The following is a 20,720-nucleotide window of genomic DNA, read 5'->3' as shown; positions in this document are numbered from 1 at the left end:
TTCATGGATGTGAGATCGGTGTTGTGTGCAGCCCTACTGCACCTTGCCAAGGCCATTCGAGCGACGTGGGTCGCTGGCGGCGTCGAGCTTGTTGGTGCGTCGATCCCAGATCACCACGTTCATGAAACCCCAGGGATCGCGGTTCTTGAAGGTATAACCCATGCGGGTCAGCGCTCCGGTGGTGGCGGCATCGAACGTATCAGGCTCCACCATGACCGTGTCAGGCATGAATTGATGATGGAAGCGTTTGTGCGCAACCACCTGATGCGCGTCGCCGCCATCGATAAAAGCGAGGATGCCTAGCAGCACCTGCGTAATGATGGTGGAACCGCCGGGCGAACCGATCACCGCCGTGCGATCCGGGCCGATCACGATGCTCGGCGACATCGACGACAACATGCGCTTGCCCGGCTCCGGTGCATTGGCCTTGCTACCAAGCAGGCCATAGACGTTGGGTTTGTTCGGTACCAAGGCGAAGTCATCCATTTCGTCATTGAGCAGTACGCCAGTGCCTTGGGCCACGAAGGTGGAGCCAAACAGGTAGTTCACCGTCAACGTGATCGACACCATGTTGCCGTCGGCATCGATGATCGAGAAATGCGTGGTGTGCATGCCCGGATCCTGGCCGTTGGTCGGCGCCAACATGGACGATGGCGTCGCCTTGTCTGGCAGGATGGTCTGGCGCAAACCATCGGCGTAATACGGCGACAGCAACATATCCAGCGGCATCTTCACGAAGTCCGGATCGCCCAGGTAATCATTGTGATCGCGAAACGCGCGACGCATGGCCTCGATCACGTAGTGCACGCGATGGACCTGATCCATCTGGCCCATGTCGAAGCCGGAAAGAATGTTGAAGATCTCGGCAATCGCCACGCCTCCTGACGACGGCGGTGGCGCGGTGATGATCTTGTAGCCGCGATAATCAACGGTGATCGGGGTGCGTTCTTTCACGCGATAGGACGACAGATCCTTCAAGGTCCAGTTTCCACCGGCAGCGCGCACCGCATCGACCAGTTTCTGCGCTGTTTCGCCACTGTAAAAACCGGAATCGCCAAATTGTGCGAGCAGCTCCAGCGTGCGCGCTTGATCCGGATTGAGGAAAATTTCGCCATCTGCCGGCGGTTTGCCGCCGGGCAGATAGACAGATGCTGACGCCGGCCAGCGCGCGAGATTCTTTTGTTCATTCTGGATCGCGCCGAGCAGACGGCTATCCGGCTTGAAGCCGTCGCGCGCGGTGCGGATGGCTGGTGCCAACGAGGCTGTCAACGGCAGCTTGCCGTAATGCTTGGCCAGCCACGCCAACCCTGCGGGCTCGCCAGGAATGCCCGCTGACAGTGGTCCTTTCAATGCCGTATCGCGATTGGGTGTGCCGTCGGGATTGAGGTAATCCTTGGGATTGACGGCTGCCGACGCCGTTTCACGGGCATCGATGAAAATATTGCGATCCGTGGACGCGACATGCACGGTGGCCATGAAGCCGCCGCCGATGCCGGAGCTTTCTGGCTCCACTACCGACAAGGTCGAGGCGACCGCAATCGCCGCGTCGAACGCATTGCCGCCTTTGGCCAGCACTTCAAAACCGGCTTCCGTCGCCAGCGTATTGGCACTGGCAATACCGACGTGCCCAGGACGTTGCGCGAGCTGCGTGGCCTGTGTGGCTGGTTTCTGGCTATCGGCGGCAAACGCGCCAGTGGTCGCTAAAACAGATGTACCGACCAGAGCAGCTAGCAACAACACATGCCAACGCAACGCAAACTTCATCCTTTGGTCTCCATCAAATGTTGGTATTTATCTTCGAGCTGCTCACGCGTTTCGGTATGCGAGGGGTCGATGATGATGCACTCTACGGGGCACACGACCACGCATTGCGGCTCGTCGTGATGACCTATGCATTCGGTGCACAAGGCGGGATCGATGACGTAGTACTCCTCGCCAAGCGAAATCGCCTTGTTGGGGCAGACGGGCTCGCAGACGTCGCAGTTGACGCAGGTATCGAGGATCTTGAGGGACATGCGGGAGTAGTTTACAGGCCCGACGCTGAGCTGTGCGAAGCAGCAAAAAAAACAACGCGACCCTCCAACCGGGAGGCGGAGGTGAGTGGCTTATTTGGCCAGTCACTACAAGATTGGCCCTCACCCCAGCCCTCTCCCCGTAGGGGAGAGGGAGAAGCGCGGTGCATTACATCTGGACGAAGCGAATCGTGGCGTCGGTCGGCTTCAGCACATCCTCCACGCGCTGTTCGTCGGCCTTGTCGCCGATCACCAGAATGATCACGCCCTTCAAGGAACCGGCTTTGGCGCCCTTGAACGCGTCGCTGACCAGGTCGGCCGTCTTGCTCGAGTCCGGACCGCCGATGGCTACCAGGTTACCTGGCAAGACGCCGCGAGCAACGATGTCCTGCACATTGCTGAGCTGGCGATCGCGAGCGTCCTTAGCGTCATCGGTGTCGCCGGCGGGCACCAGGTAGGCATACGGCTGTGGCGCAGTCATGCCCTGCATGTTGTTCTGCACAATCTGGCCCAGGTAGGCGTTCCAGCCCTTGCTGTCATTCGGATCGGTCGGCTTGCTGACCTGCTGCGGCTGGGCTGCCTGCTGTTGGGTGTCGGTGCTCTGATTGTTGCACGCAGTCAGGACCAGGCAGCCGGTCAACGCGAGAGCAGCGGCAATGAGAGTGAGTTTACGCATAGTTATCCCCTTCGGTTTCGGGTTGCTTTTTATGCCAGCGCTGCCGCATGGCTTGTTGGACCGCAGGATGCACGAAACCGGAAATGTCGCCACCCAGGCGACCGATCTCGCGCACCAGCGAGGACGAAATAAAGCTGTACTGTTCGGCCGGCGTCAAGAATAACGTTTCGGTCTTGGGAATGAGGTGACGATTCATGCTCGCCAATTGGAATTCGTATTCGAAATCCGACACCGCGCGAAGGCCGCGAATGATCACACCCGCACTGATTTCACTGACAAACTGGGCCAGCAGGCAGTCGAATCCGCGCACCTCCACGTTCGGCAGGTCAGCCAGCGCAAGGCGTGCCAGGGAAATGCGTTCCTGCAGAGTGAATCCCGGCCCCTTGCCTTTGTTTGGGCTTTCCGCCACGGCGACAACAATGCGTTCGAACAAAGGGGCCGCGCGTGCGACGAGATCCGCGTGGCCATTGGTAATCGGGTCGAAAGTGCCCGGATAAACGGCAAGGCGAGTATTGATCGGCGGAATGTTCACGAACACGGCTTCGCGGGGGAAACCATTAGCTTAAAGCAACGCTGAATAAGTATCACCGTCATCACCAGTCGGATCGACTCAGGTGCGGCGATAGAGCGCAAAGCGCACCTCTCCCGCATGGCCCTCGCGGTGCAATAGCCAGTTGACGGGCAGCATGGGCACCTGCTCACGTGGCGATTCCACATAAATTTGAGTTGCATTAGCAAGCCAACCGCCCTCCTCCAACTTTTGCGCCAGCGGTGTCCATAACTGCGCAGCAAAGGGTGGGTCCAGGAACACCAGTTCGAACGGCTGGGCCGCGCGTTGCAGAAAACGCATCGCATCCAGCCTCGCCACCTCGCCTCCGCTGGCTTTCAGCCGGATCAGATTGCCACGCAAGGCGTCTGCGACCGAGGCATCCGACTCGACAAACTGCACGCTATCAGCACCCCGCGAAAGCGCTTCGATTCCTAGCGCACCGGTGCCTGCACACAGGTCCAGAGCTCGCACCCCGGCAATCGTTGGCGCGAGCCAGTTGAACAGGGTTTCGCGCACCCGCTCGGCGGTGGGCCGCAATCCCGGGAGGTCGGGTACGTTCAGGCGCGAATTACGCAAGTACCCGCCAATAATACGGATACGTCCGGGTGCGGCCTTCATGTACCGGCACCCTCAGCGGACAGTACGGGTCGGAGTGATAGCATTCGCCTATTGTCTTTGAATCAAGCCGCTCATGCTCAAGTTTTGGAAGAAGAAGCCCACTGAGAACGGTACCGGGGAAACCAACGAGGAAGCGATCAGCCAAGCGCCGGCGGAAACAGCCGAGCCGGAAGCGCCTTCTGTCGTGGAAGCGCCCCCCGTTGCCTCCATCGCAGCGGAATCTGCTGCTGACGCACCAGCCAAGCGCGGCTGGCGCGAGCGGCTTTCTGGCAGCGTATTCGCACGCGGCCTCTCCTCGCTGTTCTCACGCCATCCCAAGCTGGACGACAGCCTGCTGGATGAACTGGAAACCACCCTGATCACCGCCGACGTAGGCATCGAGGCGAGCACGACACTGGTCGAGAACCTGCGCAAACGGATGCATAAGCGAGAGTTCGCCGATGCCGACGCGCTGCTGCAAGCCTTGCGGCAAGAATTGATCGGCCTGCTCAAGCCGGTGCAGCATTCGCTGGATATCAACGGCCGCAAGCCGTTCGTGGTGCTTACGGTGGGTATCAATGGCGCGGGCAAGACCACCACCATCGGCAAGCTCGCCCGCCGCTGGCGCGATGAAGGCCACCAGGTGCTGCTCGCCGCTGGCGACACCTTTCGCGCCGCCGCCGTGGAGCAGCTCAAAACCTGGGGTGAGCGCAACCAGGTTCCGGTTATTTCACAAGGCCAAGATGCCGATGCCGCCAGCGTGATCTTCGACGCGCTGCAAGCCGCGCGTTCACGCAGTGCTGACGTGCTGGTTGCCGACACTGCGGGCCGACTGCACACCCAGGGTGGCCTGATGGACGAGCTGGGCAAGATCGCGCGCGTACTAAAAAAACTCGACGCCGAAGCGCCACACGAAGTGCTGATGGTGATTGATGGCACGACGGGCCAGAACGCTGTGAACCAGGTGCGCCAGTTCCGCCAGGTCGTTGGTGTGACGGGCCTGGTGGTCACCAAGCTCGATGGCACCGCCAAAGGTGGCGTGGTATTCGCACTGGCACGCGAGTTCGGTCTGCCGATCCGTTTTGTCGGCCTCGGCGAAACCGCCACGGATTTGCGCGTATTCGACGCGGAAGCCTACGTCGACGGATTGCTCCCTGCTGAGTTCGCGCACACCTGATGGCCTCGCCACGCCCGCTGCGACTGCTGCTGATTGTCGCCGCCAGCGTGCTCGGCGGCGGCCTGCTTGCGGTGCTCGCAGCGCTCTACTTGCTGCTGCAACCGGATCGCTTTACGGCAATGTTGAAAGAGCAAGCCGTGGATGCCGGCCTGCAGCTCACCCTGTCCAGCCCTGCCAGCCCCACCCTGTTTCCACGCCCGGCGCTGCATCTGGAAGGCATCACGCTGATCGCGCGCAGCGTGGGCACGGGTAACACGGCGAACTACCCAATCCTGCAGGCTGCCAACGGACGGCTCGTGCTGCCCTGGCGTACGGTGTTCGGCGGCCCGATGGTGATCTCGCGCATGCAGATCAATTCACCGCGCGTGGATCTGGATGCGTTACAAGCCTGGCTAATGTCGCTGCCACCGCAATCGGCCGCCATGCCTGGCCAGATTCCTCGTATCGTTACGGGTGTACGCATTCGCAATGGCAGCGTGATGGAAAACAACAATGAATGGCTGAGCGATGTTTCGCTCGATACTGGCCGCTTGATGTCTGGGCAAGCCTTCAGCATCCATCTGTCGGGCAAGGAACCTCGTGGCAGACCCCTGCAACTGGAACTATCCATCGTGCCAAGCATCGCCAACAGCGTATTGATGCTCGACGATATCACCGTACATGCGACCGACAGCAGCGCGACTGCACTGCATCTTGCCGGGCGTGCTCGCTGGAAAGGTGCCACCGATATTTCCCTGCAGTTGCATGGCAAATACAGCGAGGCGAACGAAAGCAACTACGACGCCGCCGTGTTATTGACACCCGCCGGACAAAACAATCCCTTGCTGCTGCACATCAGCCTGTTGGGCAAGGACAACCATATAGATCTGGAGCTATCGCCGTTGGCCTTGGCACAATGGTGGAACCAGTTGGCCAATCCACAGGGCCCACAGATTTCCACGCCACCCGGCAACGGCCAGGTCGACATGGCTACGTTCGACATAGGCCGCGTGCATATCGAAGGTCTGAGCATCCAGACCGGCAACGCCGTACCTGCCAGCGCCAGTACTGTTGCCGCTTCCGCCAAAACCGCAGCACCGCATCCGTGACTTCGTTCGCCAACACTCTGCTTGCCTGGTTCGATGACCATGGACGCCACGACCTGCCCTGGCAGCATCCGCGCGATGCCTATCGTGTATGGCTGTCGGAGATCATGCTGCAACAAACACAAGTTGCCACGGTCATTCCTTACTTCCAGCGCTTCGTGACGCAGTTGCCTACGTTGCGCGATCTTGCCACGGCCGATGAAGACACTGTGCTCGCACTGTGGTCCGGACTTGGCTATTACCGCCGGGCGCGCTTTCTGCACAAGGCCGCACAACTGTGCGTGGAGCAACATAACGGTGACATGCCGCGCGACTTCGCTGCACTGATGGCGTTACCGGGCATTGGCCGCTCGACCGCCGGCGCGATACTTGCCCAGGCTTATGGTCTGCGCTTGCCCATCCTCGATGGCAATGTAAAGCGCGTTCTGACGCGCTTCCACGGTATCTTCGGCCATCCGAGCGAACGTGACGTTGAGAAACAACTCTGGCAACGCGCCGACGAGCACACTCCGGTTGGGCGCACGGCCGACTATACGCAGGCGATCATGGATCTGGGCGCCACCCTCTGCGTGCGTACGCGACCACTTTGCACCGAATGCCCAGCACGTGTCGATTGTGTTGCCGTACGCGACAATCTCACCGCACAACTCCCCACACCGAAACCTGGCAAGGCTATTCCAACGCGCAGTACCGTCATGCTGATCGTTCGCGATCGCGAAGGTCGCGTGATGCTGCAGCGACGTGGCCTACAAGGTGTATGGTCGGGTTTGTGGAGCCTTCCCGAGGCTGAAGACAGCGATAGCGCATGGCGCCAAGCGCAGTGCAACGCGCGAATCGAAGACGCACAATCGCTCACACCCTTCGTGCATGTATTCAGTCATTACCGCCTGCAGATCCAGCCTTTGCTGTTCGACCATGCAGCACCTGCGCACGCAATCGCGGATAATCCCAGCCTGCGCTGGTGCGCCCTAAACGAACTGCCTTCGCTTGGCCTGCCTGCCCCCGTACGAACCCTGTTGACGACCTTGCCCGAACCTGTCGGGTCGTAACTTAAGGCAGCGCTGCCTTAATACAAAGACGAGATATACCGATGAACCGCACGATTCACTGCGCCAAGCTAGGCATCGACGCCGAAGGCCTGGACTTTGCCCCCTGGCCCGGCCCACTGGGTCAGCGCATCTACGCCGAAATTTCCAAGCCTGCATGGCAGCAGTGGCTGAAACATCAAACCATGCTGATTAACGAATACCGTCTCAACCCGCTCGACCCAAAATCCCGCCAGTTCCTTGGCGGCGAAATGGAAAAATTCTTGTTTGGCGGCGAAGACGAGGCCAAAAAGCCCGAAGGCTACAAAGCCCCCAACGCAGAGTCTTGACGCAGAGTCCTTCATTCGATTTAATGAGCGGCTCCACGCAATACCCTGGCCGGGTAGCTCAGTTGGTAGAGCAAGGGATTGAAAATCCCTGTGTCGGCGGTTCGATTCCGTCCCCGGCCACCATTGAATTCAACGAAAAAGCCCACTCCGATGAGTGGGCTTTTTCGTTTGTGGGAGCACTAGGGAGCGGGGTGATATGTTCTTTCTACGCCCACTCCCTGCTTCACCACAGGCGGCAAAGTCATGGGAGCTATATGCTTCGGCACCCGAAAGACAGACCGACAGCGCGAACGCGGCCTGACCGTGTAGAAGCATTGAAGCGAACGCACGAGGCGGTCGAACACGATAAATGGTTCCGCGTGCAGGTCGAGCAAGGCCTCGCCGAGGCTGACGACCCGAATACGGAGAATACGGAGTGGGTGCCGCACGACGTCGTGAAGGATAACATGCAGCGTCAACGCGAAGCGTTGAAGGCGTGCACAGCAGTGGCCGAAGAAGTGATGCGCATCGCTTCATGGAGCATCGTCGGGCGAACAATCCACATCGGATTCATGCATATCCTCGCTCGCACTTTTATCCCTGCACTGCCAGGATTTCCTCCAATGCAGGCGCAACTGACGCCGACGACTTGGTGAGACGAACAGGTATCTGTTCAAGCCTTCCAGAAACATCGCTTGCTGAATCTCGCTCAAGTCGCTGAAACCCAGCAAGAGCGAGTCGACTTCCATTTCATCAAACTCTTTCACTTGCTTGCACTCTTCTGTTTACGCTTAACGCCAAATAAAACAACCTATGACGCAAGCCTAAACTTATAGGTCGATAGCGCTATCAGACACAGCCGAATAGTATCCTCGGATTGTCCGACTCTCTAACCACCAGAGGCCGGCACTTCAGACTCGCCCAGACCTGCCTCGTAACGCTGCACCACTTCAAGCAGAATTTGTTGCAAGTGGGACACATCACTAGTCACGGCTGCCAGCCCTGCTTCATGTAATCGCGACTCCAGCACTGAGCACTCCCTCGCGGCATCGGATTCACCAAGCATAAGCAGTGCGCCTTTGAAACCATGGATCACATCGATCAATCCTTGGGCATCCTGTCTGGCCATAGCATCACGCAAGACGACGAGGTCGCTCATCCCTCTATCCACAAACACGCGACGTACATGCAGCGGAAATACCTTGTCGGTTACGATCCCAGAAACAATTCGCTGCTCTGTCTTGGGAGCGTAAGGGACATAACGGCTCAGCACCTCTTCAAGACGGTCGAGCGTAAGTGGTTTGAGCAACACATCGGAAATGCCTGCCTCACGGCAACGCGCCTTTTCACTGGCCAACGCGGTAGCGGTAATCGCAAGAATGGGCAATTCTCTATCATGCACGCGCAATGCGTGCGCCAACTCATAGCCATCCATCTGCGGCATATTGATATCGGTCAGCACAGCCATGTACTTGCCATTCACCCATTTGCCGAGCGCCGCCGCACCATGCTCTGCAGCATCCACATCGAATCCCAGTTCCTGAAGCTGCTGTTGAATGAGTTCACGGTTGACCGGGTTATCTTCGGCCAGAAGGATTCTGCCGCGAGCGCCGCGGACCGCAACACCTTCGGATACAACGTGCTGCACGGATGCGGCGGCGTTTTCTGTTTCCATTCCCAGCGCCGACAACAAAGCCTGACTGTCGTAACAGGAAACGACAATCGCTTGATCACGCAACTCCGGCACAAGCGGTCCTTCTGCATAAGCGCGAATCACGTATTCATAGCGCGAAAGCAGTACCTGCTCGTCCTCCTGATTCCATGCTCCTGACATACCGAAGATCACCAGCGTATCGCCCGCATGGATTGCATTGAGTGGCCAGTCGGCAGGCAGTGCCGCCACCGTCACCGTGGCGCCCCAGACAGTCAGCAGCGATCCGATTTCCGCTCGCCATTCCGGTGCCGCTGAAAGCAATGCCAGATGACGTCCGAGTAAGGGCTTAGCTGCCTCTGCCGATACCTCTGCCGCTTTCGCAGGAATGTCGAGCGTGAATACGCTACCCACACTTTCCGTGCTTTCAGCCTGGATGCGCCCACCCAGCAACTGGCTCATCTGCTGGCATAACGCCAAACCCAGGCCGCTGCCGCCATAGCGACGGGCAATGCTGGCATCCGCTTGGGCGAATGGCTGGAAGAGCTGCGCAAGCTGCTGCTCGTTCATGCCAATGCCTGAATCGATAACCTGGAAACGCAGCCAGGATTCCGCCTCGGTTGTGGAAGGACCGGGCGATACACGCAGGATGATCCGCCCCGACTGCGTGAACTTGACCGCATTGCTCAACAGATTGTTGAGAATCTGCCTGATGCGATGCACATCTGAAACATACGTCGACGCCAATTCGGTATCGATGGCGAAGTACAATTTCACGCCATTGCGCTGCGCAGCGGGCGCAAACAGCAGGGCCGATTGCTCGATCAACGATCTGAGTGAAAACGGCGCCGGATCAATATCCAGTTGCCCTGCCTCGATGCGCGAAAAATCCAGCACATCGCTGATGATCGCGAGCAATGCATCCGCCGATTGGCGAATGCGACCAAGCCGCTCACGCTGCGATGGACCCAAAGACGATCGCGCCAACAGTTCCAGATGACCGAGCACCCCATTGAGCGGCGTACGTATTTCATGGCTCATGGTCGCCACAAAATGGCTTTTGGCGTGGCTGGCCGACTCCGCGGCAACACGCGCCTGTTCCGAATCATGCTGGGCCCTGCGAAGATTTTCTTCCAGCTCGGCTTGCACGGTGACATCGCGTAGCGTGCAAACTTGTATCGGCTGGTGACGATAATGGGCCGCCGACATGGCCACCTGCAAATGGCGAAAATGGCCATCAGGCAGCTCAAGCATCCACAGAAATTCGTGTGTCGGGCTATCACCCAATGTTTTCACGTGCGAAACAAGCTGCCCAAGCAATGCTTCGGTCTCAGCCGCGTCGCCAATACCCGCAACGCGTCGGACCATGTCGTTCTGCAGAATCGGATGACCTGATTCCGGATCGAGCAGGCACAGCCCGATCGGCGATGTTTCAATGATGGTGCGATTCAAGGCCTCGCTTTCGTAGACCCGGGAAGCTCCCTCCAAAGCAGGAGCAAAACCACGGCGATCCATGCGCCACAGCAAAATCCACAACACGGCCAAAATCAGCAGCAGCATCGCCGCTACCTTGGTTGCGTGGGCTCTCTCGGCTACCACCACATCCCGCCAGCTATACAAATGGACCATGGTCCAGTCCACCCCTCGCAACGAACCGACAACCAGATAGATGCCGTGTTGACGCAGCAGCACGGGAGCCACGGATGGATGCTTCCAAAGTTCGCGGTTCTGCAGTGCCGAGGAAAGATCAGCCTGCTGGAACAAGGAGGACACGCCAGTCTCCAACACCATGTCGCCTTCATGCGTGAAGATGGCGAAGGTACCTGATGCTTCATCAACAAGACGCTGCTTGAGATTGTCCACGGGCACCAGTGAGATGCGGCGTAAATAGATGCTGCCGTCGGCCATCAGCGTAGTACATCCAATCAATGAAGGCTCGCCGTTGAAAGGATTCAGGCCGTAGTAGGACACCATTCTTTCGTCGTTTGCGCTTTGCACATTCTTTCCAGAAACGGAATCCATGTTGCGGCCGTGCAATTCACTACGCATGAGCAGGGCAAATGCCTGTTCCCGCGTAGAAACCTTGAGCGCACGAAGCAGCTCTGCCTCATCCTGAAAACCTGTAACGGTAAAGAGCTCGCCAGACGGATCATAAGCATAGACAGTCAATCGCCCTGACGATTGCACGAAATCAACCGTGGTGGCGGTGTAAGCGGAGTACTCATGAATCAGGCCCAGATAGGCGCTTAGCTTGCTGGACGGCATCCCATCCGCATCGCGGCCAAGCGTCAGCCACGGTACCGCGACTTTGTTGGACGCTGTAACCAGCGCGCGCTGTCCCTGCGCCAGAAAATCTCGTGCGATCGGAGCGCCGATTTGCAGCAGTAAATCCTGTCGTGTCGCCCATAAGGTATCGCTGGCATTGATACTGCTGGCGTAGGCCCTGTCGCGCTGGACGAAGAAGTAATCCATGGCGCCCTGACCATCCTGGAAAACCGCGCGCTGCTGCGCGTGATAGCGATTGATGCCCGAGAGGATGCTGCTTGCCGCCGCAAGCAGGATCAGCAGCGAGAGCAGACATCCACCACCATACAACAGGCGACGCTGATGCCGGTGCAAGGCGGATAGTTCGCGCCCTCCTGGGACAGCATCCGTATGCATCCCGCCGTTCGACACTTGCCTGCGTTGGCTATGCTCCATCGTCCCCTCTGCTGCTGACCAGACCGGAAAGTGAGACAGCTCCTAGAATCTAGTGTGGTGTCTCACAATTAACGCGAACAAATTCCGGCGTCTTTCGCCACGATCCTGCGTTGCTCGTCGTCGCCATAGTGCCCACTATGACTCCTCCTCGCGCCTTGTCTCGCGACGAAATCCACTCGCAATTTATTCACGTTACTTGCGAAACACCACACTAGCGCAATTGCGGCAGAGCGGTCGAATATCGTGTTTGCACGTCAAAACGATGTGGAGAGGGTAGTCATCCAATCTGGCAGCAAGCCAACCAATACGGTCTCCAGATGTCGATCGGCTCCGGTCATGATGAATACGCCAACCAGCAGCATGAGCACGCCGAACACCTGTCTGCCGCGCGCGCCTGCACTCATCAACCCTCTGCGCCAGCGTGCAAGCAAGCCTTGCGCCGCGAATGCTACCGCCAGCAATACCGTGGCAATGCCTGCGGCAAAGGCCAGCATCACTAGGATCACCTGTCCAAGATCCTTGCCCTGCGCCGCCAGCACGATCGCCGCGCCAAGCGTCGGCCCCACGCACGGACTCCATACCAGGCCAAGCAGCACACCAATGCCCGCCTGCCCCAGCAAACCGAAACGCTCCAGTCTTTCCTGATGCGCTGCGGCCCAATTCGCAATAGGGCTGGCAATGTGCTCAAAAAGCTGCTGCAGCCGTGGCACGAGCAATATCAGCCCGACCACCGCCAGCAACGCCGCGCTCCATCCACGAATGGCGACTCCATTCAAACCGATCGACGCACCGACCGTGGCCGTGACAAGACCCACCAGCGTAAACGACACCACGAGCCCCGCAGCGAGCGCTAACGGCCCCCAGCGATGACGTTGCGCCGCACTGCCCAGCACGATCGGCACCAGCGGGATGACGCAAGGCGACAAAATGGTGAGCACGCCTGCCACATAGGCGATCCAAGGATTCAGGCTCATATTGTTTTGCCTATGCAATGTGTATGACGTTTACCGGACACGATCAGACTTCTCAATAGACGCCATGCGACGGCATGGTAGCTTCTGCACTGACATTCGCCATGGCCATTCCCTGGGTTACATAACGTAACCCTCACACTCAGACCATCAAATAGCTATAAGACACCCTAAGGGAGTTCCCTATGCCTACGCTTCGCGTGTTTTCCACGTTCTGCCTGCTTGGTCTTGCACTCAGTGCACCAGCGATGGCGCAGCCCGTCCAGCCCTTTACCATCGCTGCGCTCAAAACCGCACAAACGGCCGGAAAATCCATTCTGGTGGATACTTACGCACCGTGGTGCCCCACCTGCCGCAAACAGGCGCCGACCATCGAGGCCATCGCCAAAGACCCTGCCTTCGACAAGTTACTGATTCTGCGATTGGACTACGACAACCAGAACACCGAAAAGCAGGCGTTAGGGATTGTTACGCAAAGCACGCTGATCGCCTTCCGCGGCAGCAAGGAAACCGGCCGTTCGGTGGGCGTCACCGATCCGGAGCGGATCAAGTCACTGGCGAGGTCGGCATTGCCTTGATTCAAAATTGTCGAGCGAGGTGCGGCTTAAGTTAGTGCCATTACGCTTAAAGGATGCTCTGATTTATTCCACGTACTCGTCACCGCATTGTCTGCGCGTGTGGCTGCGGCCCAACGGTGAAGGCAGACTGGCTGTCTGTCAAGACGTTGGGCCGCAGCCACACGCGCAGACAATGCGGCCCCAACATCTTGAATTTAAAGGACGGGGTGACGTCCAGAAGGCCCGCAGGCTATGCCGCGCGTCTTGCACAGACGGCCAGTCTGCCCTGCGACACGCAGCACAGCCTGCGGGCCTTCTGGACGTCATGCCGGGTGCGTGGAATAAATCAGAGCATCCTTAAGGCAACGCTAAATTAAGTATCCCCACGACAAACAGGATCGACGACACCATGCGGATAACAATGACATCCATGCGCCCTTTTACTGGCTGGCTTACGGTCGCGGTCTTCCTGCTGTTCGGAGCCGGCTGGATGACTCATCTCAACTACGCCATGGCCCTGAGCCTGTTTGTATGGCTGTTCCTGGTGATCGTGTGGGTGGCCTTCGGCGTGGTGCACGAGGCCGAGACCCTGGCCGAGATGCTAGGCGAGCCGCTGGGCACGCTGGTGCTTACGCTGTCCATCGTCGTGATCGAGGTGGTGCTTATTTCGGCGGTGATGCTGGCCTCGCAAGGCAATGCCACGCTGGCACGCGACACCATGTACGCCGTGCTGATGATCGTACTCAATGGCGTGGTCGGGTTGGGCCTGCTGATGGGCGGCATACGGCACTATGAGCAGACCTACAACCTGAAGGGCGCGTCGGCGTATTTGTCGGTGATCATTCCGCTCACGATCATCGCGCTAGTACTGCCGAACTTCACTACTTCCACCCACGATGGAACACTCTCGCCGGTGCAGGCAGTGATGTTTTCGCTGCTCACCATCGGCCTGTACGGCATTTTCCTGTGGTTGCAGACCGGCCGCCATCGCGGCTACTTCGTAGCGCCGGACGCGCAACCGATCGACCCCAAGGAAATGGAGCACCAGCGTCCGGAAGCACTCGACAAGAAAGCCCTACTGGTTCACTTCGCGCTGTTGCTGGTGAACATCCTGCCGATCGTGATACTCGCCAAGAGCATGGCGAAGATCCTCGACTACGGCATTGACGTCACCGGCGCACCCGCCGCACTGGGCGGCATTGTGATCGCCGTGTTGGTGTTTGCACCCGAAGGCATTTCCGCCCTGATCGCCATTCGTGCAGACCGGCTGACACGCGCCATCAACCTTTGCCTGGGCGCGGTGACCTCAACGCTGGGCCTGACCGTTCCAGCCGTACTCGGCATCAGTCTTTTCACCAGTCATCCGGTGTTACTGGGGCTGGCGCCATCTGGCATGGTGATGTTGGTTTCCACGCTGATCCTCAGCTCCATCACCTTCTCCAACTCACGCACGACGATGTTGGAAGGCGCGGTTCATCTGTCCTTGTTCGTGGTGTTCCTGGTGCTGGTGTTCAGCCCGTAGCATTCGATGGCGTTCAGCCACGAAAGAGCAGATAGGTTCCTTCGATCCCCACGACCCGCGTCATGCAAGACCATTGTGGGAATCGGGTTCGCGCCAACCAATGACAGGCGTCAATCGATTGCCATGCACTTTGCAGCCAGACGGTGGGGCAAGAGCCAGACGGTTGGGCAGGCGCCATGTCGACTGGATGAACCAATCCCCAAACGGCGTTGCGCCTTGAATAAAACTACCCGCAATTTGTCATAGACTGCGCCCACGGCGAGCGATAGCGACGCGCCAGATGCAGTAATCGTCATCGAATATCGCCATGTGAATTTTTCATTTCGCAAGCACGCGATACTGGCCGGGTGCATGCGACGAACGTTGCCTATTTTGAGGAGGGTAAGTTGATGACTCGCACCTCTCGCACCCCGGTACTCCGGCAGCTTGCTGCCGTGGCCATCGCCCTGGCCGTGGTCGTCCCTTCCATGCCCGTCCAGGCCCACCAGTATTACCATCGTCCTGGCCCAGGCTGGCACCGGCCACCGCCACCGCCGCCACCTCGCTGGGATCGCCGCCATCGCGGCGGCAACAATGCGGGCGTAGCCATCGTCGCGGGCGTACTCGGCCTGGCCGTAGGCGCGGCCATCGCCAATTCCGCCGCCGCGGCGTCGCAGCCACCGCCCGGCGTGGTCTATCAGTCAGCGCCACCGCCGCCACCGCCGCCGGGTGTGGTCTATTCACCGGGATACTGAGCATCCTTAGCGTAATCCAGCCACTTCGAGCCTTTGTCGGGCCGCTTTCGGTCCGTACTTATTTTGGCCTGTAGTTACCATCCGACCTGCACTCATGAATTGGAGCTTCCCATCATGAACATTGTCCTTCGCAAGGCTGCCATACCCGTTGCACTGTCGCTTGCCCTGCTGACCGGAACGGTCGCGGCGCAGAGCACCGCGCCCGCATCGACCTCATCGTCATCAGCCGCACCGGCTGCCAAGAAATCCCATATGCAAAAGCGTATGGACGAAGTTGAGCAGCAGATCAGCGATTACCACGATGCACTGGGCATCACCGATGCCGAATCGGGCCAGTGGAACGCCTACGCCCAGGTGATGCACGACAACGCCCAGCGCATGGGCGAAGCCCTGAGGAATCGCCACAAGAACATGGAGATGATGAACGCGGACGACTCGATGAAGTCCTACGCGAACATCGCCCAGATCAATGCGGACAACATGCAGAAGCTGTCCTCCGCCTTCAGCGCCCTGTACACCGTGCTGTCGACGGAGCAGAAACAGACGGCCGACGAGCTGTTCAAGAACCGTCCGCCGAGTGGGCGCAAGGGCCACGAAAAGCATGGAGACAAGCCGGCCAGCGCATCGTCTTCGGCCACTTCGCCCAGTACCTGAGCTGACAACTCCGCTTTACGCCAAGGCCAGCGGCATGCCTGTCTCTAGTCTTGGCGTGTTGGCTTACCGCACGAGTCAGCTTGTGCGTCAGTAAATCGAGACATGCACCCCGTCAAACGCCTATCGCCACCGTGCACAATTCGTGCGGAGGATGGCGGAGGGTCACCATGGCGACTGAAGGCAACGTCGTACTTACCGATGGCAGGCGCATGTCTTATGCCGAATACGGCTCACCTGCTGGTCACCCGGTGCTCTACTTTCACGGCGCCCCCTCGTCGCGGCTGGAGCCGTTGCTGATCGGCGATGGCACCTTCGCACGTTATGGGCTGCGCATCATTGCACCCGACCGTCCCGGCATGGGCCGTTCCACGTTTCAGCCACACCGTGGTTTTGGCGATTGGCCGATGGATGTCATCGCGCTGGCCAATGCGCTCAGGCTGGAAAAATTCTCCGTGCTTGGGAATTTCAGTGGCGGTCCTTATGCCGCTGCGTGCGCAGTCCGCATCCCACAACGCCTGCACAGCGCAGTCATCGTATCTGGCGGCTGGCGCATGGACCGGCCGCGTGCTCTTGCCAACCTGCACTTCATGACGCGGGTCACTTGGCAACTCACCAAGCATGCACCAGCACTGCTACGCCTGCTGCTGAAAAACATGGTTGCACGTGTGGGCGATGACCTGTCGCAGATGAAAAACATCTTGCCCCAGGCCGACTACGATGCCTTCGAAAGTGCCGGGCGATACGAAACCTTCGGCTATGTGCTACGCGAAGCGATGCGCCAGGGACCTAAAGGGCCTATCTGGGATATGCGCCTGTTCGTGCATCCTTTCGACATCCGCTTGCAGGATATCCACATGCCCCTGCAGGTGTTTCACGGTGAGAAAGATGCCAGTGTCCCTGTTGCCCTGGTGCGCGAAGCGCTAGCCGATATACCCGCGGCCAAACTAACCACCTATACGCACGAGGCGCATCTGTCGACGTTGTGCAATCGCTTTGATGATATTGCCAGTGCGTTGCTTGCATGACCTTGCATGGCCGGATCGTTTCGGCGCCATGCTTCCAACCAGCGCAACACTTATAATGCTGCATGCCTACTCCGCCCGACTCGCTAGTTTCTTCGCTGTTCGATGCTGTGCGGCGCGATGGGTTCTCCTTCGTGACCGCAGATGCCATGCAGCCGCTACTGACGTCGGCGAGGCAGCTCACCGACTGGCCGGCTTTTGTGCAAAGCTGGAATGATCTGGGCCCCGATCCCTATCTCGCAGCCAAAGGCCGTTTCCGCCGACGCCGGCACGCCACCTTTATCGCCAGCGCACACGGTGCCGTCGCACTCGCACCGCATCAAGCGCACTATCAATCACTGCAATACAACACCTTGCAAGGCGATATCGAGCGATGGTTCGAGCCGGTCGACCCGGCCATGGCGAACGGCGTCAGCCTGCTCACCATCCTCGCCTTCTGCAACGACTTCTTCAGCTCGCTCGCACCAAGCATAGCGACCTGGCACGTGGAAGTTCATCAATTTCGCATCGAGGCCAGTGTTGATTCGGCCGGCGAACCCACACCCGAAGGCAGCCATCGCGATGGCGTGGATTTCGTGCTGGTGTTGCTGGTGGATCGCCACAATATCGCCAGCGGCACCACCACCATTCACGCTCCGGATGGAAAATTGCTGGGTGATTTCACGCTGACGCATGCGTTCGATTCGGCGCTGATCCATGACCCGCGCGTGTTCCATGGCGTTACGCCAGTCACACCGCTGGTTCCTGGCGAGCCGGCGCACCGGGATGTGCTGGTGGTGACGTTCCGCGCCAAGGCTTGACCCATGTACTTTTCGTGAAAAAAAATCCCTTCGCCAGCGAGTGTTCCCTCCGCCCATTATAATGAATGGTTTGTCGTCGCGTGAGGATTCTTCGTGATCATCCATCCCAAGGTTCGTGGCTTTATCTGCGTCACTGCGCACCCGCTCGGTTGCGAGAAAAACGTGCAAGAACAAATCGACATCACCAAGGCCAGCGGTGCTTTCGCCAGCGGCCCGAAGCGGGTACTGGTGATCGGCGCCTCGACCGGCTACGGACTGGCATCGCGCATCACGGCGGCTTTCGGTTACGGCGCCGCCACCCTGGGTGTGTTTCTGGAAAAACCCTCCAGCGACAGCAAGCCAGGTACCGCCGGCTGGTACAACTCGGCCGCCTTCGACAAGCTGGCCAAGCAGGCCGGTTTGTACAGCCGCTCGATCAATGGCGATGCGTTCTCGCACGAAACCCGCCAGCGCGCGATCGAGCTGATCAAGAACGACATAGGCAGTCCAATCGATCTAGTGGTCTATTCGCTCGCCTCGCCGGTGCGCAAGATGCCGGAAACCGGTGAAGTGGTGCGCTCCGCGCTGAAGACCATCGGCAATACGTTCACCGCATCGTCGGTCGACACCCATCGCGACACGGTGATGCAGGCCACGGTAGAACCGGCGACCGAACAGGAAATCAAGGACACCGTCACCGTGATGGGCGGCGAAGACTGGGCGTTGTGGATCGATGCGCTGAGCAAGGCCGGCGTGCTGGCCAAGGACGCCACCACCATCGCCTATAGCTACGTCGGCACCGCAATCACCTGGCCGATCTATTGGCACGGCACGCTCGGCCAAGCCAAGCAGCACCTGGACAACACCGCGCGCGAACTGCGCACGCGCTACGCCGCCGAAGGTTTGCACGCCTACGTGGGCGTGATGAAGTCGGTCGTCACGCAGGCCAGCTCGGCCATTCCGGTGATTCCGCTGTACGTCTCCATGGTGTTCCGCATCATGAAGGAAAAAAACATTCACGAAGGCACCATCGAGCAAATCAACCGCCTGTTCCACCAGTGCCTGTATCGCATGGATGGCAAGGCGCCAGTAACCGACGACGAAGGCCGCCTGCGCCTGGATGACTGGGAACTGCGCGATGACGTGCAGCAAGCATGCAAAGCGCTATGGCCCACAGTGACGACGGACAATTTGTGGGAGCAAACCGACTACGCCGGTTACAAGCACGACTTTCTGCGCCTGTTCGGCTTTGATCGCAAAGATGTGGATTACAACGCGGATGTGAATCCGGATGTGCGTTTTGATGTGGTCGAGTCCTGAGTCGCTCGCTGCACATTTTGCACGCATGGCTAGAAGATTCGTCGTCCCTGTGCAACCCGGGACGACGAGCAGTCAGATCAGCGCATGATACCCGTGTGACCCAGCGAGTAACGGCCTGGCTGCGGCCACACCGCCAAGCCGTGCGGCTCCATGCCGACCTTGATGATTTTCACCTGCCCGGTAGTCGTGTCGAACGCGTACACCACGTCGTCGAAACGGCCCGACAACCACAGGTACTTACCATCGGCCGTGACATTGCCCATGTCCGGGCTGCCGCCGCCGGGGATCGGCCAATGGGCCACGACCTTGCGCGTAGCGAAGTCGATCACCGACACACTGCCCGGGCCGTTGCGCGGACCGTGTACCTTGTTCGAACCACGATTGGCGACATACAGCTTGGTGCCATCGCGGCTGGGGTACATGCCATGCGTGCCGATGCCGGTCTTGATGAAGCCGATCTTGGTGAAGCTGTCGCCATCGATCAGGAACACGCCATCGGACATCATGTCGGCCACGTAGAACACCTTGCCATCGGGCGAGACACGGATGTCCTGCGGCATGCCGCCCTTGCGCAATAGGAGATAGCCAACCACCTTCCGGTTGACCATATCGATCTTGGCGACCTTGCCACCGAATTCGCAGGTGAAGATGGCGTACTTGCCGTCAATCGAAAAATCGGCGTGGTTGATGCCCTTACATTCGGGCACTTGCAACTGGCTCTTCAACGCCATGGTGTGCGCATCACGGAAATCCAGGCGCGCGTGCGCCTCGGCCACCACGATCGCTTCCTTGCCGTTGGGTGTGAAATACATGTTGTACGGATCGTCGACCATCACCTCCTTGCCCGGCTTGCCGGTCATCGGATCGATGGGGGTGAGGCTGCCATCGGTGCGGCCTTCGGCGTTGTTGGTTACCCACAGCGTTTTTAGGTCCCACGAAGGCACGACGTGCTGCGGGCTGCGTCCGACCGGGAATTTGTCGACGACCTTGAAGGTGGCCGAATCGATGACGTAGACGTCGTTCGAGCGCAGGTTGGGCACATAGATGCGCGGCAATGCACCTTTCACGGCCGGGCTGAACAGGTTGTAGCCAGCGCTGCTGTACATGTCAGCCGGATTGGTCACTGGCGGCATGCCGGGAACGGTGATTACCGTTTGTGCGATGGCAACGACGCAGACGCACAAACCTGCCAGCACAGTACCGGCACGCAAGGCTAGAAGCCCAAAACGATCAAATTTCACAGCGTGTCCTTATGTAGAGAAAACAACAGAACAGTCAGTACTTGACACACGCTCCCACGCTTCGTATCCGTCATCCCAGCGAATGCTAGAAGTCCGGGGAGTCGGGCGTCGCCAGCAC

At 59.0% G+C, this 20,720-nt stretch carries 20 protein-coding genes and 1 tRNA gene; 13 read left to right on the top strand and 8 right to left on the bottom strand.

Annotated features, from left to right (window positions below; genetic code table 11):
* Positions 1 to 33: 33 nt before the first annotated feature.
* From ggt to rsmD, 5 genes are all read right to left on the bottom strand, one after another.
* Complete coding sequence (gene ggt / locus EO087_RS02745) at positions 34 to 1,764, bottom strand: gamma-glutamyltransferase (protein WP_128897542.1); 1,731 nt, start codon at positions 1,762 to 1,764, stop codon at positions 34 to 36.
* Complete coding sequence (locus EO087_RS02740; RefSeq protein WP_128897541.1) at positions 1,761 to 2,015, bottom strand: YfhL family 4Fe-4S dicluster ferredoxin; 255 nt, start codon at positions 2,013 to 2,015, stop codon at positions 1,761 to 1,763. The genes ggt and EO087_RS02740 overlap by 4 nt, the downstream gene beginning before the upstream one ends.
* A gap of 166 nt (positions 2,016 to 2,181) precedes the next feature.
* The gene (locus EO087_RS02735) at positions 2,182 to 2,688 is read right to left on the bottom strand and encodes a hypothetical protein (protein ID WP_128897540.1); all 507 of its coding nucleotides are present in this window, start codon (positions 2,686 to 2,688) and stop codon (positions 2,182 to 2,184) included.
* On the bottom strand, positions 2,681 to 3,214 hold the full coding sequence (coaD, locus tag EO087_RS02730) for a pantetheine-phosphate adenylyltransferase (protein WP_128899780.1): 534 nt from the start codon (positions 3,212 to 3,214) through the stop codon (positions 2,681 to 2,683). The genes EO087_RS02735 and coaD overlap by 8 nt, the downstream gene beginning before the upstream one ends.
* 84 nt (positions 3,215 to 3,298) lie before the next feature.
* The gene (rsmD, locus tag EO087_RS02725; protein ID WP_128897539.1) at positions 3,299 to 3,856 is read right to left on the bottom strand and encodes a 16S rRNA (guanine(966)-N(2))-methyltransferase RsmD; all 558 of its coding nucleotides are present in this window, start codon (positions 3,854 to 3,856) and stop codon (positions 3,299 to 3,301) included.
* A 73-nt stretch (positions 3,857 to 3,929) separates the two neighbouring features.
* Between rsmD and ftsY the strand changes: the two genes are divergently transcribed.
* The 6 genes from ftsY to EO087_RS02695 all read left to right on the top strand — a co-directional run bounded on the left by ftsY (position 3,930) and on the right by EO087_RS02695 (position 8,107).
* A complete protein-coding gene (ftsY, locus tag EO087_RS02720) occupies positions 3,930 to 5,012 on the top strand; it encodes a signal recognition particle-docking protein FtsY (RefSeq protein WP_128897538.1) in 1,083 nt (360 codons plus the stop codon).
* Entirely contained in the window at positions 5,012 to 6,100 is a 1,089-nt protein-coding gene (locus tag EO087_RS02715) for a membrane assembly protein AsmA (RefSeq protein ID WP_240669111.1), read from the top strand. Before ftsY ends, EO087_RS02715 begins: the two co-directional genes overlap by 1 nt.
* Positions 6,097 to 7,146 (top strand): A/G-specific adenine glycosylase, encoded by a 1,050-nt coding sequence (gene mutY, locus EO087_RS02710; RefSeq protein WP_128897537.1) that lies wholly within the window; start codon positions 6,097 to 6,099, stop codon positions 7,144 to 7,146. The genes EO087_RS02715 and mutY overlap by 4 nt, the downstream gene beginning before the upstream one ends.
* A 41-nt stretch (positions 7,147 to 7,187) precedes the next feature.
* Positions 7,188 to 7,472 (top strand): oxidative damage protection protein, encoded by a 285-nt coding sequence (locus EO087_RS02705; protein ID WP_128897536.1) that lies wholly within the window; start codon positions 7,188 to 7,190, stop codon positions 7,470 to 7,472.
* 47 nt (positions 7,473 to 7,519) lie between these two features.
* Positions 7,520 to 7,595 (top strand) — tRNA-Phe (locus tag EO087_RS02700).
* Positions 7,596 to 7,831: 236 nt separating this feature from the next.
* The gene (locus EO087_RS02695; protein ID WP_128897535.1) at positions 7,832 to 8,107 is read left to right on the top strand and encodes a hypothetical protein; all 276 of its coding nucleotides are present in this window, start codon (positions 7,832 to 7,834) and stop codon (positions 8,105 to 8,107) included.
* Between the two features lie 233 nt (positions 8,108 to 8,340).
* Here EO087_RS02695 and EO087_RS02690 read toward each other — a convergent pair whose 3' ends face one another.
* Together EO087_RS02690 and EO087_RS02685 are read right to left on the bottom strand one after the other, a co-directional pair.
* Positions 8,341 to 11,802, bottom strand: a complete 3,462-nt coding sequence (locus EO087_RS02690; RefSeq protein ID WP_128897534.1) for a hybrid sensor histidine kinase/response regulator — start codon at positions 11,800 to 11,802, stop codon at positions 8,341 to 8,343.
* A gap of 254 nt (positions 11,803 to 12,056) precedes the next feature.
* Positions 12,057 to 12,776 (bottom strand): cytochrome c biogenesis CcdA family protein, encoded by a 720-nt coding sequence (locus EO087_RS02685; RefSeq protein ID WP_128897533.1) that lies wholly within the window; start codon positions 12,774 to 12,776, stop codon positions 12,057 to 12,059.
* Positions 12,777 to 12,958: 182 nt separating this feature from the next.
* Here EO087_RS02685 and EO087_RS02680 point away from each other — a divergent pair, with 182 nt between their 5' ends.
* From EO087_RS02680 to fabV, 7 genes are all read left to right on the top strand, one after another.
* Positions 12,959 to 13,351, top strand: a complete 393-nt coding sequence (locus EO087_RS02680) for a thioredoxin family protein (RefSeq protein ID WP_128897532.1) — start codon at positions 12,959 to 12,961, stop codon at positions 13,349 to 13,351.
* A gap of 409 nt (positions 13,352 to 13,760) precedes the next feature.
* Positions 13,761 to 14,852, top strand: coding sequence for a calcium:proton antiporter (locus tag EO087_RS02675; RefSeq protein ID WP_240669110.1), 1,092 nt, complete (start codon positions 13,761 to 13,763; stop codon positions 14,850 to 14,852).
* Between the two features lie 389 nt (positions 14,853 to 15,241).
* Positions 15,242 to 15,586, top strand: a complete 345-nt coding sequence (locus EO087_RS02670; protein ID WP_128897530.1) for a hypothetical protein — start codon at positions 15,242 to 15,244, stop codon at positions 15,584 to 15,586.
* Between the two features lie 114 nt (positions 15,587 to 15,700).
* The gene (locus tag EO087_RS02665; protein WP_205744417.1) at positions 15,701 to 16,240 is read left to right on the top strand and encodes a Spy/CpxP family protein refolding chaperone; all 540 of its coding nucleotides are present in this window, start codon (positions 15,701 to 15,703) and stop codon (positions 16,238 to 16,240) included.
* 167 nt (positions 16,241 to 16,407) lie between these two features.
* Positions 16,408 to 17,265 carry an alpha/beta hydrolase gene (locus tag EO087_RS02660; protein ID WP_128897529.1) on the top strand — a complete coding sequence of 286 codons (858 nt, stop codon included), beginning with the start codon at positions 16,408 to 16,410 and terminating at the stop codon, positions 17,263 to 17,265.
* Positions 17,266 to 17,327: 62 nt separating this feature from the next.
* Entirely contained in the window at positions 17,328 to 18,062 is a 735-nt protein-coding gene (locus EO087_RS02655) for a 2OG-Fe dioxygenase family protein (protein ID WP_128897528.1), read from the top strand.
* Between the two features lie 93 nt (positions 18,063 to 18,155).
* Positions 18,156 to 19,361, top strand: a complete 1,206-nt coding sequence (fabV, locus tag EO087_RS02650; protein WP_128897527.1) for an enoyl-ACP reductase FabV — start codon at positions 18,156 to 18,158, stop codon at positions 19,359 to 19,361.
* A 77-nt stretch (positions 19,362 to 19,438) separates the two neighbouring features.
* On the opposite strand, the gene EO087_RS02645 is transcribed toward fabV, so the two are convergent.
* Positions 19,439 to 20,602, bottom strand: coding sequence for a YncE family protein (locus tag EO087_RS02645; protein WP_240669109.1), 1,164 nt, complete (start codon positions 20,600 to 20,602; stop codon positions 19,439 to 19,441).
* Positions 20,603 to 20,720: the final 118 nt, after the last annotated feature.

It is taken from the genome of Dyella sp. M7H15-1 (genome assembly GCF_004114615.1).
Classification (GTDB): domain Bacteria; phylum Pseudomonadota; class Gammaproteobacteria; order Xanthomonadales; family Rhodanobacteraceae; genus Dyella_B.
The sequence above is the reverse complement of the archived record's forward strand: the minus strand, read 5'-3'. Positions and strand labels throughout refer to the sequence as shown.

Bases quoted from the DNA above. Each gene is read 5' to 3' on its own strand.
- ggt (WP_128897542.1), bottom strand. From the start codon at position 1,764: ATGAAGTTTGCGTTGCGTTGGCATGTGTTGTTGCTAGCTGCTCTGGTC.
- EO087_RS02740 (WP_128897541.1), bottom strand. From the start codon at position 2,015: ATGTCCCTCAAGATCCTCGATACCTGCGTCAACTGCGACGTCTGCGAG.
- EO087_RS02735 (WP_128897540.1), bottom strand. From the start codon at position 2,688: ATGCGTAAACTCACTCTCATTGCCGCTGCTCTCGCGTTGACCGGCTGC.
- rsmD (WP_128897539.1), bottom strand. From the start codon at position 3,856: ATGAAGGCCGCACCCGGACGTATCCGTATTATTGGCGGGTACTTGCGT.
- ftsY (WP_128897538.1), top strand. From the start codon at position 3,930: ATGCTCAAGTTTTGGAAGAAGAAGCCCACTGAGAACGGTACCGGGGAA.
- EO087_RS02715 (WP_240669111.1), top strand. From the start codon at position 5,012: ATGGCCTCGCCACGCCCGCTGCGACTGCTGCTGATTGTCGCCGCCAGC.
- EO087_RS02705 (WP_128897536.1), top strand. From the start codon at position 7,188: ATGAACCGCACGATTCACTGCGCCAAGCTAGGCATCGACGCCGAAGGC.
- EO087_RS02690 (WP_128897534.1), bottom strand. From the start codon at position 11,802: ATGGAGCATAGCCAACGCAGGCAAGTGTCGAACGGCGGGATGCATACG.
- EO087_RS02685 (WP_128897533.1), bottom strand. From the start codon at position 12,776: ATGAGCCTGAATCCTTGGATCGCCTATGTGGCAGGCGTGCTCACCATT.
- EO087_RS02680 (WP_128897532.1), top strand. From the start codon at position 12,959: ATGCCTACGCTTCGCGTGTTTTCCACGTTCTGCCTGCTTGGTCTTGCA.
- EO087_RS02675 (WP_240669110.1), top strand. From the start codon at position 13,761: ATGCGCCCTTTTACTGGCTGGCTTACGGTCGCGGTCTTCCTGCTGTTC.
- EO087_RS02670 (WP_128897530.1), top strand. From the start codon at position 15,242: ATGACTCGCACCTCTCGCACCCCGGTACTCCGGCAGCTTGCTGCCGTG.
- EO087_RS02665 (WP_205744417.1), top strand. From the start codon at position 15,701: ATGAACATTGTCCTTCGCAAGGCTGCCATACCCGTTGCACTGTCGCTT.
- EO087_RS02660 (WP_128897529.1), top strand. From the start codon at position 16,408: ATGGCGACTGAAGGCAACGTCGTACTTACCGATGGCAGGCGCATGTCT.
- EO087_RS02655 (WP_128897528.1), top strand. From the start codon at position 17,328: ATGCCTACTCCGCCCGACTCGCTAGTTTCTTCGCTGTTCGATGCTGTG.